Origin of the sequence: Actinacidiphila yeochonensis CN732 (assembly GCF_000745345.1) — a bacterium.
Classification (GTDB): Bacteria; Actinomycetota; Actinomycetes; order Streptomycetales; family Streptomycetaceae; genus Actinacidiphila; species Actinacidiphila yeochonensis.
Genome location: NZ_JQNR01000004.1, coordinates 1,362,051 through 1,381,581 on the forward strand (window position 1 = coordinate 1,362,051; position 19,531 = coordinate 1,381,581).

General features: G+C 72.8%; 13 protein-coding genes and 1 pseudogene. 7 read left to right on the forward strand and 7 right to left on the reverse strand.

Going from position 1 to position 19,531, the window contains the following annotated elements; all coding sequences use genetic code 11:
• Positions 1-7: 7 nt before the first annotated feature.
• From BS72_RS39210 to asnB, 5 genes and pseudogenes are all read right to left on the reverse strand, one after another.
• Positions 8-3,196, reverse strand: a pseudogene (locus BS72_RS39210) (non-ribosomal peptide synthetase); the annotation flags it as partial.
• The gene (locus tag BS72_RS39215; protein ID WP_037909308.1) at positions 3,082-3,879 is read right to left on the reverse strand and encodes a condensation domain-containing protein; all 798 of its coding nucleotides are present in this window, start codon (positions 3,877-3,879) and stop codon (positions 3,082-3,084) included. The pseudogene BS72_RS39210 and the gene BS72_RS39215, both read right to left, overlap by 115 nt.
• Positions 3,876-5,612: a non-ribosomal peptide synthetase gene (locus BS72_RS12180; protein ID WP_051950974.1), complete on the reverse strand. Its 1,737-nt coding sequence runs from the start codon at positions 5,610-5,612 to the stop codon at positions 3,876-3,878. Before BS72_RS12180 ends, BS72_RS39215 begins: the two co-directional genes overlap by 4 nt.
• Entirely contained in the window at positions 5,609-6,379 is a 771-nt protein-coding gene (locus BS72_RS12185; RefSeq protein ID WP_078901258.1) for an aspartate/glutamate racemase family protein, read from the reverse strand. Before BS72_RS12185 ends, BS72_RS12180 begins: the two co-directional genes overlap by 4 nt.
• On the reverse strand, positions 6,367-8,247 hold the full coding sequence (gene asnB, locus BS72_RS12190; protein WP_037909311.1) for an asparagine synthase (glutamine-hydrolyzing): 1,881 nt from the start codon (positions 8,245-8,247) through the stop codon (positions 6,367-6,369). Before asnB ends, BS72_RS12185 begins: the two co-directional genes overlap by 13 nt.
• Before the next feature lie 209 nt (positions 8,248-8,456).
• Between asnB and BS72_RS12195 the strand changes: the two genes are divergently transcribed.
• Positions 8,457-9,239 carry a thioesterase II family protein gene (locus tag BS72_RS12195; RefSeq protein WP_051950976.1) on the forward strand — a complete coding sequence of 261 codons (783 nt, stop codon included), beginning with the start codon at positions 8,457-8,459 and terminating at the stop codon, positions 9,237-9,239.
• Between the two features lie 338 nt (positions 9,240-9,577).
• Here BS72_RS12195 and BS72_RS12200 read toward each other — a convergent pair whose 3' ends face one another.
• Positions 9,578-10,075, reverse strand: a complete 498-nt coding sequence (locus BS72_RS12200) for a GNAT family N-acetyltransferase (protein WP_051950977.1) — start codon at positions 10,073-10,075, stop codon at positions 9,578-9,580.
• A gap of 39 nt (positions 10,076-10,114) precedes the next feature.
• On the reverse strand, positions 10,115-12,178 hold the full coding sequence (locus BS72_RS12205) for a M20/M25/M40 family metallo-hydrolase (RefSeq protein ID WP_198545858.1): 2,064 nt from the start codon (positions 12,176-12,178) through the stop codon (positions 10,115-10,117).
• 452 nt (positions 12,179-12,630) lie between these two features.
• Between BS72_RS12205 and BS72_RS12210 the strand changes: the two genes are divergently transcribed.
• The 6 genes from BS72_RS12210 to BS72_RS12235 all read left to right on the forward strand — a co-directional run.
• On the forward strand, positions 12,631-13,542 hold the full coding sequence (locus tag BS72_RS12210) for an ABC transporter ATP-binding protein (protein WP_037909314.1): 912 nt from the start codon (positions 12,631-12,633) through the stop codon (positions 13,540-13,542).
• Positions 13,543-13,664: 122 nt separating this feature from the next.
• Complete coding sequence (locus BS72_RS12215) at positions 13,665-14,501, forward strand: ABC transporter permease (protein ID WP_078901261.1); 837 nt, start codon at positions 13,665-13,667, stop codon at positions 14,499-14,501.
• 57 nt (positions 14,502-14,558) lie between these two features.
• Positions 14,559-15,065, forward strand: coding sequence for a condensation domain-containing protein (locus BS72_RS12220; RefSeq protein ID WP_157856209.1), 507 nt, complete (start codon positions 14,559-14,561; stop codon positions 15,063-15,065).
• Between the two features lie 152 nt (positions 15,066-15,217).
• Positions 15,218-16,297 (forward strand): condensation domain-containing protein, encoded by a 1,080-nt coding sequence (locus BS72_RS12225; protein WP_037909322.1) that lies wholly within the window; start codon positions 15,218-15,220, stop codon positions 16,295-16,297.
• A 527-nt stretch (positions 16,298-16,824) separates the two neighbouring features.
• Positions 16,825-18,063, forward strand: a complete 1,239-nt coding sequence (locus BS72_RS12230) for a glycosyltransferase 87 family protein (RefSeq protein ID WP_051951044.1) — start codon at positions 16,825-16,827, stop codon at positions 18,061-18,063.
• Between the two features lie 948 nt (positions 18,064-19,011).
• A partial coding sequence (locus BS72_RS12235; RefSeq protein ID WP_037909324.1) for a hypothetical protein occupies positions 19,012-19,531 on the forward strand: 520 nt, incomplete at its 3' end.

Consider the following 19,531-nt stretch of genomic DNA (forward strand, 5'->3'; position numbering starts at 1 on the left):
CCTGGGGGTCGGTCGGCAGCTCCAGCACCCCTGGGTGGCCGTCGAGGCGGGCACGCCAGTACGCGAGCTGCGCGTCCCGTGCCCCTGCGGCGGGGGAGGCCGCCGCGGCGTGGTGGAGGAAGTCGGGGCGGGGCCGGGAGGGGGCGCCGGTCCCGGTGTGCAGGGCGTACAGCGCGGCCGACTCGCGGACCGCCACACCGATCGACCAGCCGTCGACGGCGAGGTGGTGCGCGGTGAACAGCACAGCACAGGCGCCGGGGGCACGCAGCAGGGTGACCCGCAGCAGTGGCCCGTCGGCGAGGTCGAAAGGCCGTACGGACTCCTCGGCGGCGGTGGACTCCAGCCAGGCCCGGACCGCCTCGGCGTCTTCGGCCCGGAGCTCCTTCGGCGCGTCGATCACCGCGGGACGTACCGAGTCGGCGGGCAGGCGGAAGAGCACCGGGCCCTCGTCGGCGAGCTCGCAGCGGGCCGCCAGCACCCGGTGGCGGGTCACCAGGTCGCGCAGTGCCCGGGTGAGGGCCGCCGCGTCGACCGGGCGGTCGAGGTGGAGGGCGGCGCAGAGGTGGTAGGCGGCGGACCCGGGAGCGAGGCTCTGGGCGAGCCACAGCTGGCGCTGCTGGTCGGTGAGGGGGATCGGGGCGTCCGGGGCGAGGGGCACGGGCGGTGTGTCCACCGTCGCGGCGGGTTCGGCTGCCGGGCGGGCGGCCAGGCCCCTCGGCGTGGGGTCCGCGTAGAAGTCGGCGAGGGACGGTGCGGTGCCGAGCACGTCGCGCACCCGGCCGAGGAGCCGGGTGGCGACGACCGAGTTGCCGCCGGAGGCGAAGAAGTCGTCCGTGGCTCCCACCGTGCCCGGCTCCAGGCCGAGCAGGTCGGCCCAGAGCGCGACCGCGGTGCGTTCGGCGTCGGTGGCCGGCACGGCCCGCGCGTCTGCGGCGGCCAGTGCCCGGGCCGCCCGCGCCAGGGCGGGGCGGTCCACCTTGCCGCTGGTGTTCAGCGGGAGCGCGGCGAGCGGCGAGACGACGGGCGGCACGACTGCGGCCGGGAGCAGGGTGCGCAGGTAGCGGCGCAGTTCGGCGCCGAGGGCGTCGGCGTCCGCGCCAGGTTCGGCAGGCACGACGAAGGCGGCCAGCCGGGGGGCCGCCGGGCGTTCCCGGTCGACCACGACCGCGGCGGCCCGCACGCTGTGATGGCGCGTCAGAAGCGCCTCCACCTCGCCGAGCTCGACGCGGTGTCCGAGGATCTTGACCTGCTGATCGGCCCGGCCGAGGACGACGATCCGGCCGTCCGGCAGATAGCGTGCCAGGTCGCCGGTGCGGTAGACCGGCGCACCCCCGGCGCCGAGCGGGTCGGCTGCCACGGGATCGGGGACGTACGCGGCAGCGGTGAGTTCGGGGCGGTTCCAGTAGCCGGCGGTGACCCCGGCTCCGCCGATGACGAGTTCGCCCACGGCGCCGACGGGTACGGGGCGGTCGTGCCGGTCCAGGATGTGGCAGTAGGAGCGGGCCAGCGGCCGCCCGACGGTCACCGGCTCTCCCGGTACGACGCGCCCGGCCGTCGACCAGATGGTGGTCTCGGTGGGCCCGTACAGGTTCCACACCTCGGCGCAGCTGTCGAGCAGCCGCTCGGCGAGGGCGGGGTCGAGGGCCTCGCCGCCGCTGAGGGCCCGCAGCGTCGGCGCTCCCCGCCAGCCTCCGTCGAGGAGGGCCCGCCACAGGGAGGGCGTGGCCTGCATCAGGGTCGCGCCGGATCGGAGCAGCAGCGCGCCGAGCGCGTCGGGGTCGCGGACCGTGGCGTGCGGCGCGATCACGACACGGGCGCCGGCGACGAGCGGGGCGAACAGTTCGAGGACCGAGATGTCGAAGGTGAGGGAGGTGACGGCGACCAGAACGTCGTCACCGCGCAGGCCCGGCTCGCGGACGACGCCGTGCAGCAGGTTGGCGACGCGGTCGTGCGGTACCGCCACGCCCTTCGGCCGCCCGGTGGAACCCGAGGTGTACATGAGGTAGGCGAGCGAGCCGGCCGCGGGTCCGTCCGGGAACGGGACGCCGGCACGGTCCGCCGCGTCGCCGTCGCCGGCGGGCGCGGAGAGCAGTTCCGCCGCGTCGGCACACGGGACGGAACCGGCGGAGCCGGCCCCGGCGCGCTGTTCGGTGACGAGCAGCCGGGCGCCGCTGTCCCGCAGGACGTACCCCCTGCGCTCGTCCGGCGTGGTCTCGTCGAGGGGCACCAGGACGGCACCGGCCCGCCACAGTCCGACGATCAGCGGGACGAGCCCGGCGCCGCGGGGCACCAGCAGGGCTACCCGGTCGCCGGGGCGCACTCCGAACCGTCCGGCGAGGCGTGCGGCGACCCGGTCGGCGGCGGCGTCCACGTCCGCGCGGGTGAGGACCTCGTTCTCACAGGCCACCGCGGGGACGTCGCCGCCGCGGGCCGCGAGGGCACGCAGCGCCCCGGGAACCGTGGACCAGGCGGGTCGGGTCCGATCGGACGCGTTGAACCCGGTCAGGACGCGGCGGAGCCGGGCACCGGTCATCACGGGCAGGTCCGTGAGGCGCCGCCCGGGCTCGGCGACGGCGGCCTCCAGCAGGCACAGCAGGCCGTCCGCGATGCCCTCGACGGTGTGCGGGGAGAGCAGCGCCGTCCGGTACTCCAGGCCGCAGTCGAGGTCGCCCCACGGCCGCGGCCGCAGGAAGAGCGACAGGTCGTACTTGGCGGTGCCACTGTGCGCTCGGTCCGGCGTCGTCTCGACACCCGGCAGGCGCAGGACGGTCGTCGGTCCGCTGTGGAAGGAGTACATGAGCTGGAACAGCGGGGCCCGGCCGCGGCCCGCCGCGGCGAGGTCCTCGACCACCAGGTCGAAGGGGGTGTCCCGGTGCGCGAGGTCGCTCTTGAGGTTCAACCGCGTGCGCTGCAGGGCCTCGTCGAAGGTGGGGCTTCCGGAGAGGTCGACGCGGTGGGCCATGACGTTGAGCAGCGGGCCGATCATGGCGCCCAGAGCGGGCCGGTTCCGGGTGGCGACGGGCATCCCGACGACGAGGTCGTCCTGGCCCGTGTAGCGCTGGACGACCGCGCAGAAGGCCGTCAGCACCGTGGCGGGCAGGGTGGTGAGCCGGGTGCGGGCCAGCGGGCCGAGCCGGGCGACGAGGTCGGCGGGGACGACGAAGTGGTGGACCGCCCGGCGATGCCGTCGGCCGATCGGGGGCCGCCGTGTCCGTCGGCGGGCAGGTGCAGTGCCGGCAGTTCCCCGTCGAGCCGCTCGCGCCAGTGGTCCAGGCCGCGTCCGGCTGCGGGGTCGCCGCGCTGCCAGGCGGCGTAGTCGCCGAAGTCGGGGCCGGGAGCGGGCTCCTCGACGGCCGGACCGCCGGTCTCGGCGGCGTACTGGGCGGCGAGCCCCTCCAGGAAGGTGCCGAACGCCCAGGCGTCGACGACGATGTGGTGGGCGACGAAGAGCAGCAGGTGCCGGTCCTCGCCCAGCCGGTACAGGCACGTGCGCATCAGCGGCGGCCGGGCCAGGTCCAAGGGCAGCGCGGCGGCCTGCCGGACGAGTTCCGCCAGCCTCTCCTCCCGCTCCTCCGCCGGCAGGTGCGTGAGATCGGTCCGCTCGACGGTGTGCTGGACGCGGTCCGCGAAGTGCTGCCACGGACGGCCGTCGGCGTCGGCGACGATCGCGCAGCGCATGGCCTCGTGGCGGGGGGCGAGAGCCGCCAGAGCGCGTTCCAGCGCGTCCGCGTCCACCGGGCCGGCGAGCCGGAACGCGGCGGTCTCGTTGTGCAGGGCGCTGCCGGGGACCACCTCTTCGGCACGCCAGATGGAGCGCTGGGCGAAGGAGAGCGGGGCGCGGCCGCGCTCGCTCCTGGACGGAAGGGCGGCAGCGCTCATCGGGTGCTCCCTGAGGTCACGGCGGCGGCGAGGCCGGCGACGGTCGGGTCGTTGACGAAGGCGCGCAGCGGGACGTCCACTCCGAACAGCGAGCGCAGCCGGTCCAGGAGCCGGGCGATCGCGAGGGAGTCGCCGCCGAGCAGGGTGAAGCTGTCGTGGCGTCCGACGGCCGGCAGGTGCAGCAGCTCGCTCCACACCTGCGCGATCCTGGCCTCCGCGCCCTCCCGGGGCGGGTCCGCGGTCTCGGCGGCGACCCGCGCGGCCGACGGCGGCGGCAGGGCCCGCCGGTCGGCCTTGCCGTTGAGGGTGCGGGGGATGGCGGCGAGACGCACGTACACGGCCGGACGGCTGCCCGGCGCGAGGCCGCTCTCCGCGTGGGCGCGCAGTTCCCCGTCGGTCACGGCGGCGCCCGCGACCACGTAGGCGAGCAGCACGGCGTCGGCGCCGTCCTCGGACACGGCGGCGGCACACACGTCGCTGACCCCGGGGTGGCGCCGCAGGGCGTCCTCGACCTCGCCCAGTTCGACCCGTACGCCGTTGACCTTGACCTGCTGGTCGCGGCGGCCGAGGACTTCCAGAACGCCGTCCGGGCGCAGCCGGCCGAGGTCGCCCGTGCGGTAGGCGTGGACGCCGGTGAAGCCTCCGGGCCGGCCGTCGAGGTAGCCGCCGAGCGGAAAGGGCGTCCGGATCTCGACCTCTCCGATGGAACCGGTGACGGCCTCGCCCGCGGCCAGGACCCGCACCTCCACGCCGGGCATGGGCCGGCCGGCGGGCACGGTCAGGGCCTCGGCATCCTCCGCACCGAGGCGCCGGAACACCTTGGTCATGGTGGTCTCGGAGGGGCCGTACAAGTTCACCAGCCCCTTGCGGTCGCCGAACAGGCCGCGCCACCAGGCGACATCGGCGGGCCGCACCTGCTCCCCGGCGAGCAGGACGGTCCTGAGCCGGGGGAGGGAGTCCCCGGTGAGGGCGGCGGCGCGCAGGGTGCGGAAGAGCGTGGGCACGCAGTGCAGCACCTCGACCTCCTGCTCCTCCAGCCACTCGGCGAGGGAGCCGGCGACGGGTACGGCCCCGGGGCCGACCGCCCGGACACTGCCGCCCGCGCGCAGCGGAACGAGGGCGTCGCGGAGGAAGGCGTCGAAGCCGGGCGAGGTGAGCAGGGAGACCCGGGCGCCCTCGGCGATGCCGAACTCGGTGGTCTCCCAGTCGAGGAAGTGCTCGACCGCCCGGAGGCTGCCCTTGATGCCCTTGGGGCGCCCGGTGGTGCCGGAGGTGAAGTAGACGTACCCCGCGTCGGGTACGTCGAGCCCGCGCCAGTCCGCCGCGTGCCAGGGCCCGGGCTCGACGGCGTCGGCGTCGATGTGGCGCGCCGTGCCGGAGGTCAGGACCTGGTGGCCGGCGAGTGCCGCGCCGCCGGCCCGGTCGCTGACGACGGCTGTCGGGCGCAGGTCCTCCAGCATCGCGGTCCAGCGCGCCGCGGGCTGGCGGACGTCGACGGGGCCGAAGGCCCGGCCGGTGGCGGCGCACGCCAGGATGGCGGCGATGACCGGGAAGGGGTCGGCGCAGGCGATGAGGACCGGTCCGTCCCCTCCGGCAAGACGGTCCCTCAGACCGGCCGCGTACGCGGCGAGTTCACGCCGGGTGTACTCGCGCCCCGAGGTGACGACCGCGGTCGCCCCTCCGTCCCGCTCCACATGGCCGGCCCAGCGGTCCAGGATCATGGTGTGGCTCACAGCTCTCCGTTCTTGATCCGTCGGGCCACGACCGCCAGGGGGTCGATGGCAGGGAACTCTTCCGACCTTCCGGATACGGCGATGGCCTGGGTGACCAGGTGGAGCTCGGTACAGGCCGCGACGAAGGCCCGCACCCCGTAGCGGGGCAGGGCGTCACGCAGGAAGTCGACCGTCCCGAGCGGGTCCCCGCCGCGCTTGACCCGGTAGACCTCCCGGTGCAGCTCCTCCAGGTCGTCCGGGCGGAGCGCCACCAGGTGCCGCACGGCCCGCTCCGCGTGCGGGCCGGAGGTCAGCAGCCCCTCCCTCGCCGTGCCCTTGGTGCACAGCAGGAGGTGCGGCTCCGCCGCGCGGACCAGTTCCTCGTGGATGATGTCCACCAGGGACACACAGCGTCCGAGGAGGTCGGACGGCAGGTCGCCGAACACCCGGTGGGCGGTGACGCAGGCGATGACGATCCGTTCGGCGCCCGCGGTCACCAGGCCGCGGACGGCCCTCTCGACGGCCCGGTACAGCGGTTCGAGGTCTCCCCGGCCGATCGCCTCGGTGCGGTCGACCACCGCGGGGTCCGACCACAGCAGCACCCGCGGCGACTCCTGCTCGGGGCGGCCGTCGTCGGGGCGGTAGACGGTCCGCAGCAGCTCGGTCGAGGCCAGGGGGCCCATACCGCCGACGACTCCGACGAGAGGCAGCGCGGGCCGCGCGCCGCGCGGCCGGGTCGCACGGCCGGTCTGTTCGCCGGGGGAGGCGAGGCGGGTCATCCGAGACATGGCAGGCCGAACTCCTCGACGAACAGGGCGAAGGTCGCGATGACCATCAGGTAGTCGATGTCCAGGTGCGCGTGTACCTGCCGGCCCTGTTCGCGCTGACGGCGGACGAGCGCGCCGACCGTGTCCGGGTCGAAGTAGCCCTGCCGGCGCACCACCGACGGCGAGAGGAGCTCCTCGAACCAGTCCGCACCGCTGTTCAGCAGGTGACTGCTGGTCTGGCCGCGGAAGCCGAACTTGGGGCGGGCCAGCACCTCGCCCGGGACGCGGCCCGCGGCGACGCGCCGCAGGACCGCCTTCTCCGCCCCGCCGGCCACCATCAGCTCGGGGGACAGGGTGGTGACGTGGTCGACGAGCGGCCGGGACAGGAACGGGAAGCGCAGCTCGACGGCGTTGGCGAGGGCCATCCGGTCCCCGTGGTCACCGAGGAGGTGGTCAGCGAGCCGCAGGTGGAAGTCCAGGTAGGAGCGCTGGTGCAGCGGATGGCGCCCCTTCAGCCGCTCCGTGTCGACCAGGCGCTGCGAGGTGACGGTGAACTCGTCGAAGCCGGGGGCGAGATCCTCCGAGTACAGCTCGCGCCGGAACTCCTGGGCGATCAGCTGGTCGGTCTCGTACCCGATGTCGACGCCCCACATGCGGTGCCGGATCTCCCGTTCCAGCTCGGCGTCCAGACCGCCGAGCCGGCTGTCGCCGAGGCCCGTGGCGTCGTAGCGGTACCCGGGGTACCCGCCGAAGAGTTCGTCGGCGCCCTCCCCCGTGAGCACGGCCACGGTGCCGTCGGCGCGCACCGCCTCGGACAGCATCATCGAGCAGACGTTGTACGACTCACGGACGGGCATCTCCGCGTGCCGCACCATGCCGGCGAGACGCGCGGCCAGGTCCCCGTGGCGAACCGGCACTTCGTGGTGGCGGGTGTCCAGCTTGGCTGCCACCAGCCGCTGGTGGGGGCTCTCGTCGAAGTCGTCGTCGGGGAAGGTCGCGGAGTAGCTGGGCCAGGTGTGACCGGGCCGGGAGCCTGCCGCCAGCGCGGCGATGAGGCTGGAGTCGATTCCGCCGCTGAGGTAGAGGCCCACGGGAACGTCCGCGACGAGCCGGTCGCGCACGGCACTGTCCAGGAGCGCCGCCGTGCTCCGCGCCGCGCGGTCGAGTTCGCCGTCCAGGGCGGTGGGTCCCACCGGCTCCAGCGCGTCGGCGGTCGGGTAGTCGAGGTCCCAGTACCGCTCCACGGTGAGCCCGGACGGGTCGGCGACCAGCCGCTCACCGGGCCGCAGGGCCCTGATGCCTTCGAACATGGTGCGGGGGCTGACGAGTCCGGGGAGGCTGAGGATCTGGTCGAGGCCGCGCAGATCGACCTTCGGGCGCACCGCCGGGTGGCGCAGGATCGCTTTGATCTCCGACGCGAAGACGAGCAGCCCGTCCACGACCGTGTAGAAGACGGGCACGATGCCCGCGTGGTCGCGGGCGAGCAGCAGGCGCCCCGTGGCGGTGTCGTGCAGTGCGAAGGCGAATTGGCCGTCGAGGTGGGCGGTGAGGTCGAGGCCGTACTCGCGGTAGAGGTGAACGATCACCTCGCTGTCGCACTCGGTCCGGAAGCGATGCCCCCTGCCGACGAGCGACGCCCGCAGCCGTCCGTGGTTGTAGATCTCGCCGTTGCAGACGGAGACCAGGCCGCGGTCCTCCGAGTAGTGCGGCTGGTTGCCTCGCTCCAGGTCGGTCAGGGCGAGCCTGCGGAAACCGAGCGCAATATCCTTCCCGATGTGGTGACCAACGTCGTCCGGGCCCCGGTGAATAAGTTCGGAAGTCATCTCCGAAATAACTCGACTATTGAGCAGTGCTCCGCCGAGGGCGAATATACCCGCTATTCCACACATGCTGGGAAGTCCCCCGTTCCACACTTGCACGACGGCGGCCGGATTCAAGCACAGTACCCGTGGAGAAAATTGGCGTCAACGAAGTCTTTTTAGTGTCCGTCAGATCTCGTGGCCGACAGGACTGGCCTGCGGAGCGGATTCGAGAATAAAGTCGCCCGCAGGGTCGGGCCCGGCCCCGGAGACACCCGGAAAGAGAAGGGCGAAAAGCAGTGAAGCGGAACCAATGGACACCCTGGGACACCGACACCCCGACCGGCGGCACGGAAACGGAATCCGTGCGCGTCTACTGCCTCCCGCACGCCGGCGGATCGGCCGGCTCGTACCTGGCCTGGTCGCGGTCCCACGAGGTTCCCGGGCTGCGGTTCGTACCGGTGGAGCTGCCCGGCCGGGGCACCCGCCTCGGCGAGCCCCTGCCCACCTCCATGGACGAGGTGGTGGACGGTTTCCTCACGGTGCTCGCGGACCGGCCGGAACACGAGAGGTTCCTGCTCCTGGGCCACAGCATGGGCGCCCAGATCGCCTACGAGACAACGCGCCGCCTGGCCGTGTCCGGCCGGCCGCTGCCCCGGGCCGTGGTGGTGTCCGGGTGCCGCCCGCCCGGTGCCCCGGTCGCGCTGCCCCTGCACGACCGGAGCGACGACGAACTGCTGGAAGGCATCGTCGAGCTCGGCGGCACACCCGCCGAGGTCCTCGCGGAACGGGAACTGCTCGGCATGCTGCTGCCCGTGATGCGCGCCGACCTCGGACTGCTGGCCCGGTACACGACCGACGTCCGTCCGACCGTCCTGCCCTGCCCGGTCCTGGCACTGGGCGGCGCCGACGACCAGCTCGCCGGGCCGGAGTGGATCACCGGCTGGCAGGCGGTGACCGCCGAGAACTTCCGCCACCGGATTCTCCCCGGTGACCACTTCTTCCTGCACGCCCGGGCGGCCGAGGCGATGGCCGAGATCGCCGCCGCGGCCCGGGAGCATGCCGCACCCGCCGGCGGCTGAGACCGCCGCCACCCGCCCGGACGCCTCGCGGGCCTCCGGGCGGGGACCGCCCCGGCCGGGCGCGCGGGCGCGCCGGCGGCGCCGATCGGGCGGCGCCCACCCCGCGACCGGTCGCCGAACCCCGGCGCGGGCCGCGCGTGGGGCGGCCGGATCCCGCCCAGCCCGCTGTCTTCGCCCCGCACGTCCTCACTCCTCCCCTGAGCCGCGGCCGGCTGTGCGGGACCGCGGCACTGCCGTGTGTGAAGTACCGGACCGCTGTGTGTGAAGCACCGGACCGCTGTGCGTGGAACACCGGGATCAGTCCGTTCCCGGTCCGTCCGTCATCGCCGGGCGCCGCCTCAGCGGGCGGTCCAGTGGTAGGCCACGTCCGGTTCGTTCTCCTCGTTGCGGCTGCCGTCGTCGAACTCCCCTGCGGAGAAGCCGTGGCGCTCGTAGAAGGCGCGAGCCGCGTCGTTGCGCTGGAAGACGTGGAGCGAGAGCGACCCCGCGGAGGCGTCCTTGACCGTCGCGAGGAGGGCCGTGCCGATTCCCCGGCGCCGTACGTCCGGGCGCAGGTAGAGATGGTCGAGCACCTGGCCGTCCAGCGCCGCGAACCCGACGATCTCCGCCGGCTGGGCCGTCTCGGCCACCCACACGGTGCTGCCGGGCAGGACGACCGCCTCGATCCAGGCCAGGGTCTGCTCGTCGCTGTGCAGCCTGGGCAGGTACGGCATGGCCGCGGCTCGCGAGGCCAGGAACACCGTGGTGATCTCCTCGGCATCCGCGGGGTCGGCCCTACGCAGCAGCAGGCCCTCCGGTGCCCCGGCGCCTTCAGTTCTGTCGAGGTTCGACGACATGAGGGGCGTTCTCTCTTCTGTCGGTTCGGCGAAACTGGTTCACAGGGTGTAGACGCGGCTCGCGAAGGAGACACCCGCCGCGCCGGGAATCCAGGTCAGGTCGTCGGGACGCGGCTGGTCCATGGCCGACACGGGCAGCCCGGCGTCCTGCGTCATCGCCAGCAGCCGAGTGCGGCTTCCGGCGTCCCGGACGGTGAGCGTCAGCTCGAAGCCCTCACGAGGCGGCGCGACGAAGACGAGTCCCCACTTCCACACCGACGCGGCGTGGGGAAGGTTGACTCCGCCTCGCAGGGTTCCCGTGCCCGCCGGTGCGCCGCCCACCTGGGCGTCCACGACCGGGGTGACCGTCGTGTCGACGTACAGGCCCAGCAGCACCGGTGTCCCGTTCTCCGGCCGCACCGACAGCCGCAACGTACGGGTGCCGCCGTCCCGGGTCTCGGACAGGGTCTTCACCAGGGGGCGGGAGACCGGGGCGACGGGGGCGCTGCCGGCGAGGAGCCCCCCGGACGGGGTGGGAAGAGCGGGAGACCACGCCTCCAGGGAGTCGGTTCGCCGCGTACCGGTGTAGTGGGTGACCCAGGCCTGCGGATCGGCGTCTCCGGACACCCAGAAGGCGCGCTGCCGGTCGGCGTCCAGCGCGTAGATGAGGCTGACCGGCTGCGGGTGCCCGGCGTCGGGTGCGGCGACGGCCGCGTCCACTCCCACCAGGGCGCTGCCCACCAGCGCCGCGGCGGCCCCGCCGGCGACCACGCGGCGGAAGCTCGCGGCGCGGACCTGGCCGACCAGGGGCACCAGCACCACGGCGGCGGCCACCGCGGCCAGGACCAGCGGAGCGGCGGCCAACGCGAGCCCCAGCGTGGGGAACAGCAGGGCGACCAGCGGCGCCGTGACCACCACACCGGGCAGTGCGGAGCCGACCAGTGCCGCCGTCCGCCACGGGGAGTGCTCGGCCGTACGGGCGGCCAGCGCGATACCGGCCGCCCCGCCGAGCACGGTCCAGGTGAACACGTAAGCGGCGCCGGGCAGCAGTACGGCTGTGACCACGGCCAGCAGCGCCGGCCACACCATCGTCCCGGCGGCCGCCTCCAACGAGCTGGCCCGCCTGCCGACCCATACCGCCCACAGCCAGACCACCGTCACGGTGAGCAGCAGCAGACCCGCGACGGCCGGGCCCGTGCGGTACGGATCACCGGTGCTGAACGACCCCAAGGAGGGCCTGACGAGCAGCAGGGCACGCCAAGCCGCCAAGCCGAGGGCGCCGGCGGCCAGCAGCGGGAGCGGAAAGGTCAGTGCCGAGCGTGCGGCCGCTCGCAGGCCCAGGGCGCCCCGGCGGCGGGCGTACCAGACGGCTGCGGCCAGGGCGGCCAGGGCGGCGAGTGCCAGCGGCACGACGGCACCTGACGGGTACCAGACCAGCAGCGGACCGAGGTTGAACCAGGTCGCGTCGGAGGCTTCGGACACCTGGCGAAGGTCCGTGGCCGCCAGCTCGCGGGAGGCGGACAGGGTCGTCTCCCCCAGATCCTGGAGGCTGCCCAGATCGACGTGGGCGAGATCGTCCTCCGGGCTGTGGTAGCGGGCGCTGCCACCCATCACCGCGAAATTCAACCCGGTCATGCCCGCCTTGCGGAGAGCGGTGAAGTCCGTGTCGTTCGGCAGGCGCCGGTAGATCTCGGCGGAGAGGGACGTGGCCACGGGCGGGGTGTGCCGCAGGGCCCGGACCAGTGCCGCACTGTGCCCGCCGGTCTCGAACATGACGGCTCGTCCGCTGGTCCCGCGCGCCTCCAGGTTGATGACCACGTCACGTCCCGGGTCGCTCCCGGCGAGGTCCCGGGCGGCGGCCCGCCCACCCAGCTGGCCTATCTCCTCGTCATCGGTGAACAGCAGGACCACGTCGTTGCGCGGCCGCGGGCCCTGCGTGAACGTACGGGCGATCTCCAGCAGGGTGCCGACCCCCAGGCCGTCGTCGGAGGCACCAGGTCCGGTGGCCACCGAGTCGGTGTGCGCGACGAGCAGCACCCGCCCCGTGGAGGACCGCCCGGGGATCGTGGCGGTGATGTTGTGGACGCGGCCGGCCAGATGCGCGTCCTTTTGTCCGGGAAGCACCACGGTGGACACCTTTTGCACAGGCGAAAGCCCGAGACCGGTCAGCTGGTCGGTGACGTAGGAGCGAACGGACTCCGCCTGCGGCGTTCCCGAGGGGTGAGCGGAAAAAGCGATGTGCTCGATGTGCTCCTTGGCGCGCACCGCGGAAAACGCGGAAGAACGGGAATTCGCCGGCGCCGGATGCGGCGGGATGCGCACAAACAACCCACAGCCGAATGCGACGGCAATGAGTATCAGAACGCCGGAGAGCACCTGCACGCGCGACCTCATGAACACCCCAGTCGGATGGGCCTCCTCGGCCGCGAACGTGATCGCCCATCAACGTAGTGTCAACATCGGTGGAAAACAAGAGTTCCCAATCCACCTGGGCGTGCGCTTATATGGGTCGATGCAGCCGGGCAGCCGCCACCGCGCCCCGGCCCAAAAGCACTTGGCAAGCAGGAGGGGCCAGGATGGGCGTTTCTGCCGTCCTTTTCCGTGATGTCACGAAGAGCTACGGACAGGAGAACGCCGTCGACGGGCTCGACCTCGACGTCCCCCCAGGGGTCTTCTTCGCGCTGCTGGGCCCGAACGGCGCGGGCAAGAGCACCACCATGCGCCTCATCACCGGGCAGAGCCGGGCAACCGGCGGCAGGGTGGAGGTCCTCGGGCACCGTCTGCCGAGGGAGTCACGGCGGGTCCGCTCCCTTCTCGGGGTCGTCCCGCAGGAGGACAACCTCGACATCGAGCTGACCGCCAGACAGAACCTGGACGTGTTCGCCCGGTTCAGTTCCATGCCCGCGCACCGGTACCGCGAGGCGGTGGACCGGGCCCTGGCCGCGGTACGTCTCACCAACCGGGCCGACAGCCGGGTGGAGGCGCTGTCCGGCGGCATGCGCCGCAGGCTGCTGCTGGCCCGCGGCATCCTCACCACCCCCCGGCTGCTGCTGCTCGACGAGCCGACGGTCGGCCTCGACCCGCAGATCCGACAGGACCTGTGGGACGTCATGGAGACGTTGCGCGTGTCCGGGACCACGGTGCTGATGTCCACGCACTACATCGAGGAGGCCGAGCGCCTCGCCGACGAGGTGGCCGTGGTGTCCGCCGGCCGGCTGATCGCCCGAGGCAGTCCGCAGCAGCTGCTGCGGACCCACGCCGGGAAGCAGGCCGCGGAGTACCGGGGCGACGCGGACCGCCGCGCGGCCGTCGAGGACTACGCCTCACGCGCGGGCATGACCAGCCGGCGTACCGGACTCTCGGTGTCCATCCTGCGGGCCGAGACGCTGCCCGGTGAACTCCGCGAGGTGCTGGGCGATCCCGACGTACTGCGCCCCACCACGCTGGAGGACGTCTTCGTCGCCCTGACCGGCGAACTGTTCGTCTGAAGCCCCCGCCCCTGCCCCCGCCCCTGCCCCTGCCCCCGCCCCCGGCCCTGCCCCCGTGCCCCCGCCCGCTCCTCGCCACCACGCCGTTCGGCAGACCTGAGCTGACCAGAGAGGACCACCCCATGACGAGGGCAGCACCGGCTCGCCCTGTGGAGACGCCGCCGAGTACGTCCTCCGCGGACCTCGACGCCACGGCTCCTCCACTGCTGCCCGCCCTACGCGCGGTGTGGCTCCGGGAACTGCTGCTCTTCCGACGCTACTGGCCCGCCGTCACCTTCGGCTCGCTGATCGAGCCGCTCGTCTACATGGCCGGCTTCGGCCTCGGCTTCAGCCACCTTGTCGGCTCGGCCGAAGGACGGCCGTACCCCCAGTTCGTAGGCGTCGGCATGGTCGTGACCTCGGTCCTCTTCGCCGCCGCCTTCGGGGGCATGTTCGAGAGCTTCAACCGGCGCTGCTACCAGCATCTGTACGACGCCGTGCTCAGCCGGCCGGTGGACGTCTGGGAACTCGTCACCGCCGAGGTCTCCTGGATCGCGGTCAAGTCCTCCGCCTACAGCTCCGTTCCCCTGCTGGTCACCCTCGCCGTCGGACTGCCCGTCGGCCCCGCTCTGCTGCTCGTACCCGTCGTCACCCTGCTGTCGGGCCTGGCCTTCGCCCTGTGCGGTATGTGGATCTCCACGCTCGTACCGGCGATCGACTGGCTGCGGCTGGTCGTCTCCGGCGTCCTCACCCCGCTCGTCATGGCCGCCGGAGTCTTCTTTCCGATCGGCGAACTACCCGGCTGGGTCCGGGCCGTCGCGGTCGTGAACCCGATCTACCACTGCATGCAGCTCGTACGCCACGCCGCGTTCGGCGCCCTCGGCGCCGGCGACTGGCTGCACGCCCTGGTACTCGTCGCCTTCACGGCCGCCATGTGGCTCCTCGCGGTGAGGGGCATGAACCGTCGGCTCGTCGACTGAGGGCGGGCGCCCCCACCTTGTACCTGTCCCGGCCACACAGAACCCTGAGGAGAGCACGTGCTGACGGCGACACAGCGGAGTGTGCCACTTGCCCTGGCCCGCGGCGGGCTGCGCCCCGCCACCTGGAGCCAGCAAGCCATGTGGGAGATCCTGGCGGTCCTGGAACCCGAGACCGAGTCCCTGAACCTCCAGCAGCTGCTTCTGGTCCCCGGCGAGCTCACGGTCGAGGCCGTGCTGGAGGCGATCGGCGAGGTGGTCTCCCGCCATGAGTCGCTGCGTACGCGCTACCGCCTGGACGAGAGCGGCGAGCTGCTGCAGTACCTGCCCGAGCAGGACAGGCTGACCGCCGAGGTCTACCACGTCGACGCCGAGCAGGTGGTGGAGCTGACCCGCCAGGTCGAGGACGACCTGGCGGCGACACGGTTCGACATCACGGCGGACTGGCCGTTCCGTCTGGTGGTCGCTGTCGTTGACGGCCTGCCGCGCGCTGTCGCCTTCGCCGTCTCCCACATCGCCGCCGACCGGGCGGGTGCCGAGATCCTGGGGCCGAGCTGTCGGAGCTGATCGGGGCGCGGGCGAACTCCGCGGTCCCGCCGGCTTCCCCCGCGGCACCGCGCGGACAGCAGCCGTTCGAAACGGCGGCCTACGAGCGTTCGGCGGAGGGCGACCGGCTCCTCGGCGCGGCACTGGACCACTGGCGCGGGGTCCTGGACGTCATGCCGCGCGCACCGTTCAGCGAGGAGCCCCGGCAGCCCGCGGAGGGAGGCCGCTACTGGCGCGGCGAACTCCGCTCCCGCGCGGTGCCGCTCGCCGCGGAGCTGCTCGCCAAGCGCTACCGGATGACCTCCTCGGCCGTCCTCCTCGCCGCCACGTCCATCGTGCTCAGCCGGAGAACGGGCAACCCGCGGTTCGGCATCGGGCTGATGACGAGCAACAGGTTGAATCCTGAACTGGAGCGGGCCGTCGGCAACGTCACCCAGATCGCCTACACCCCCGTCAGCCTGGACGGGCCCTCGTTCGAACAGGTGGTCCGCAGCGCTCTGTCCGGCGCACTGCGCGCCTACCGGCACGGCCGGTTCAACGTCCAGCGCAGAGACGGGCTGATGGCCGAGATCGGCCATCAGCGGGGCATGAAGCTCAAGCTCTCGACGTACTTCAACGACGTCCGAGGGCCGGCCAAGCCGCGCGCTGCGGAGGTGACGGCACAGGAGGTCCTGGACGCACAGGCGGACTCCGCGTTCAGCTGGGTGGCACGGCTGCCGCGGGAGAATCTGCAACTGCTCCTCTCCGTGGGGGACGACGGGACAGACGGCACATGCCTGTCCATGCTCTTCGACACCGCCTTCCTCGCGCCCCAGGAGGCACAAGCGGTACTGGAGGGGATCGAGACGGTCCTGGTGACGGCGGCGACCTCCAGCGTCGACCTCCCCACCCTGGCAGAGGCGGCCGGCATCACCCCGCCCCCGCGCGACAGCCGATGGCTCCTGGTCGAAGGCTGCTGGACCCATCTGCCGAGCGTCGAAGAGCTGGTGCGCGACGCCGTGCGTCCCCTCGCACTGGACGTGGCGGTGGAACACGCGGCGGACGGATCGCCGCAGCTCGTCGCCCATCTCGTGCCCGAATCCTGCGGCCTCTCACCGGAAGCCGTCCACTCCGCCTGCGTCGACCTCCTGGCCGACCGGCCGACCGCCATGGCACCGCACCGCTATGTCCTGTACGCCCAGGCGCCGCAGGAACCGGACACCACCGCGTGGCGGGAGGCGACGGTACTCGCCTCGGGTTCCGGCCGGCGGTGAAGAGGGGCCTTGCGTGAGCACGGCCAGGACCCCGGCGGTTGGCCAGTACCAGCAGCCGCCCCGCGGGAGAACAGGAGCTCCGCAGCGGGAGAAGGCGAGCGCGCCGTCGACCGCGACCATCGTGGAGTCCGTCCCCGATGGCGCTCAGGCGGGCGGTGCGCACGCTCGACTCCAGCGGCACTCCGCCGGGAGCCGGTGCGCTGTTCGGTCCGCGGCCGCTGAGAACCCCGACCGGGTCTGCTTCACCGACGAGGCGGCCGGCATCTCGAACCCGCTCAGCGGGCCGTGGAACAACCGCTTGCATGGGGCTGTCCAGGGCTCCGCGCAGGCCCACCGCCGGAGGGCGAGCCGCGCCCGCCTGCTCTGCCCGAGCCGGGCGGGCGCGGGCCATCCGGGGGAGGCTCGCGGACACGGCCCGTCATCCGGTGGCGGAGCGCCCCTACCATGCGACGGTCTTCCTGCGTTCTGTGGCCGCTGGAGCGTCAGCGGTGCCGCCTCGGGAAGCGTTGGGAGTGGAGGGTGCGTTCATGAGCCGGCGGCTGCGTACCGGCTGCGCCCTCGGGGTCTGTGCGGCGTCCCTGGTACTGGTGTGGATCGTCCAGCGGGTCACGCACGTCTCCCTGGTCGACGTGATGGTCTACCGCGCGGCGGGACAGACGGTTCGCGATGACGGCGACCTGTACGCCATGCGCGCCACCTCGGCCCGGCTGCCGATGACCTATCCGCCCTTCGCCGGGCTGTTGTTCGTCCCGCTGACGTGGCTGGACACCGCCGCCATGCGCACCGCGGTGACAGCCGCTAACCTGCTGCTCGCCATCGTGGTGGCCGGGCTGTCGCTGCGGCTGGTACTGCCGCGCCGACCGGACGCGGCGCTGGTGCTGGGCACGGCGGCCTGGGCGGTGTGGAGCGAGCCGGTGTTCTCGACCGTGCGCTACGGCCAGGTGAACCTGCTCCTCGCCGCCCTGGTGCTGTGGGACTTCACCCGTTCCCCCGGCAACCGGTGGTCGGGCGTGGGCACCGGCCTGGCGGCGGCCATCAAGATCACACCGCTGCTGTTCCTGGCCGTGATGGCCGTCGCGGCCATCGCCACGCGCGGCCGCGGCACGCCCTGGCCGCGCCGCTTCCTGACGGCCCTCGCCGCGTTCGCCGGCGCCACGCTCATCGCGGTGGCGCTGCTGCCGCACGACTCGAAGACCTACTGGACGCGAGACGCCTTCGCACCCAACCGCTCCGGGTCCGCGGTGAACGTCGCCAACCAGTCGCTGCGCGGCATCGTCGCCCGGCTGCAGCACACGCAGACCCCCTCGTCGATGTGGGTCGTCGCCGCCGTCCTGGTCGCGATCGGCGGCACCGCCATCGCGGCCGCGGCACTCACCGCCCCCGCCCGCCTGCGTTCCTCCGCCGCCTGGGCAACGGTGACCTGCGCCGTCACCGCACTACTGGTCAGCCCCATCACCTGGACCCACCACTGGGTGTGGGACGTGCCCATGGCGGTGCTCCTCGTCCACGAGGCGTTCCGCCGCCGCGACCCACGCTGGACCGCGGGAGCCGCAGCCTGCGTCGTGGCCTTCTCCACCGCTGCCCCGTGGACGGTTCCGCACGGTCCGGGCCGTCCCGAACTCCACGAGAACCCGGCCCAGATGGTCGTCGCCGCGATCTACCCCCTGGCCGGGATCGCCTTCCTCGCGACCGCCGCCGTCGTCACCCTGCGCGCACGAGCCGCCAACCCGACCCCGGCCGCCGAGCACGGCACAGCGGCTCCGTGACGCCGAGATCCGCCGCAGACGGTTGCGACACGTCATCGAGTCGGTCAACGAGACCTTCAAAGGCCGACCTCGGTCTCGAAGCGCACCCTCGCGCCGACCGCAGCGATCTGGCACAAACGACCACACCGGACAACCCGCCCTGCGCTCACCGACCACTCGCGACCAGTGACCACATGGAACTGATCATCGAGGACCGTGGATGCATCCGGGGCTACGGTCCGGCGAACCCGAGCCGCTGACGCGGCACTTGCCGGTGCCTGATCACGGACTGAAAGATCGCCATCTCTGACCCCCCTCGATGTCACCGCATCGCTGATCTGGCAAACGGTCAGCTCGGGAAGGGAACGGCTCCGCGGGGTCGAGCCCGTGGGCTTCTGCACGGGCGGGCTGCCGGGCGTCCGCCTGAGCCTGCGCGGCGGTGCGTTAACCTTTCTCCTGGGTGTCTTCTCCTCATGGTGGCAAGGCCAACCGCAGCTTCGACGGCGCGTGTTGGCCCTGTTCCGAAGCGCCTTTCTGTTGTCCGATCAGTCTCGGGCACCCGCCGCGAGGCATGGCCGAGACCAGGGAGCGTTGTATGGGCGCAGTATCCGGACGTGGTGAGCAGTCGGGCGAGGCGAGGCGGGGGCCGGCCGCTCCCTCCCGGGTCGGTGGCCCCCGCCCGCAGGAGCCGATGATGCCGTCGCACCTTGCGGGCGTCCTGGCGATCCAGCGTCTGGCCGGCAACGCCAATACGACTCAGGCCCTGACAGTGCAGCGTATGGCCGGGCAATCACAGAGTTACTACGATGCGTCTGTGAACTTCGGGCCTTCGGCGGGCCCATCAGGAGGATCTTCCGGTGGAAGGCGGGGCGCGGGGACGACAGGGACGACTCCGCCCTGGCTTACGGCTCGTACTACAGGACTCCGTCGCCCCCCGCCGAGACCCCGTTCAGCGATACGGTGGGCGGAGTGCACTTCTCAAGCGAGGACAACGGCGGCTTGATGAGGGAGATCTTCAATTTCGTCGCCGCAGCGTCCCCTCATTTCTCCCGGGAGCTTTCGGCCGCCGGCAGCGTCACGGTGCGGCTGGGCCGCACGCAGGGAGGAACCCCCGGCGAATGGCGGGTGGGCAGCCGCACGATCGTGCTCGATCCGGGGCGGGCGAGTACCGCCCACCTCTGCGGGACCGCCGTGTTCGAGATCCTCAACGCCGCGGCCGAGCGGGACCTGGCTGCCCTGGAAGCGGATGTGCTCAGCGGCCATCTCGACCGCGAGGCTGCTCGGCAGGGATGGTCACCCCAGCATTTCTACGCGATGGAGGTGGAACGTATCGAGTGGCGGAACGGCAGGAGGCACCGGGAGATCGTGGCTGCCGCGGGCGGATCGCAGACGGGAGCCAACCTGTTCGCGAATGAGGGCGACTTCAATTCCTACTACGCGCGTCAGGTGCGTGCCGGCCACACCCATAGCTACGAATTCCGCTACAACC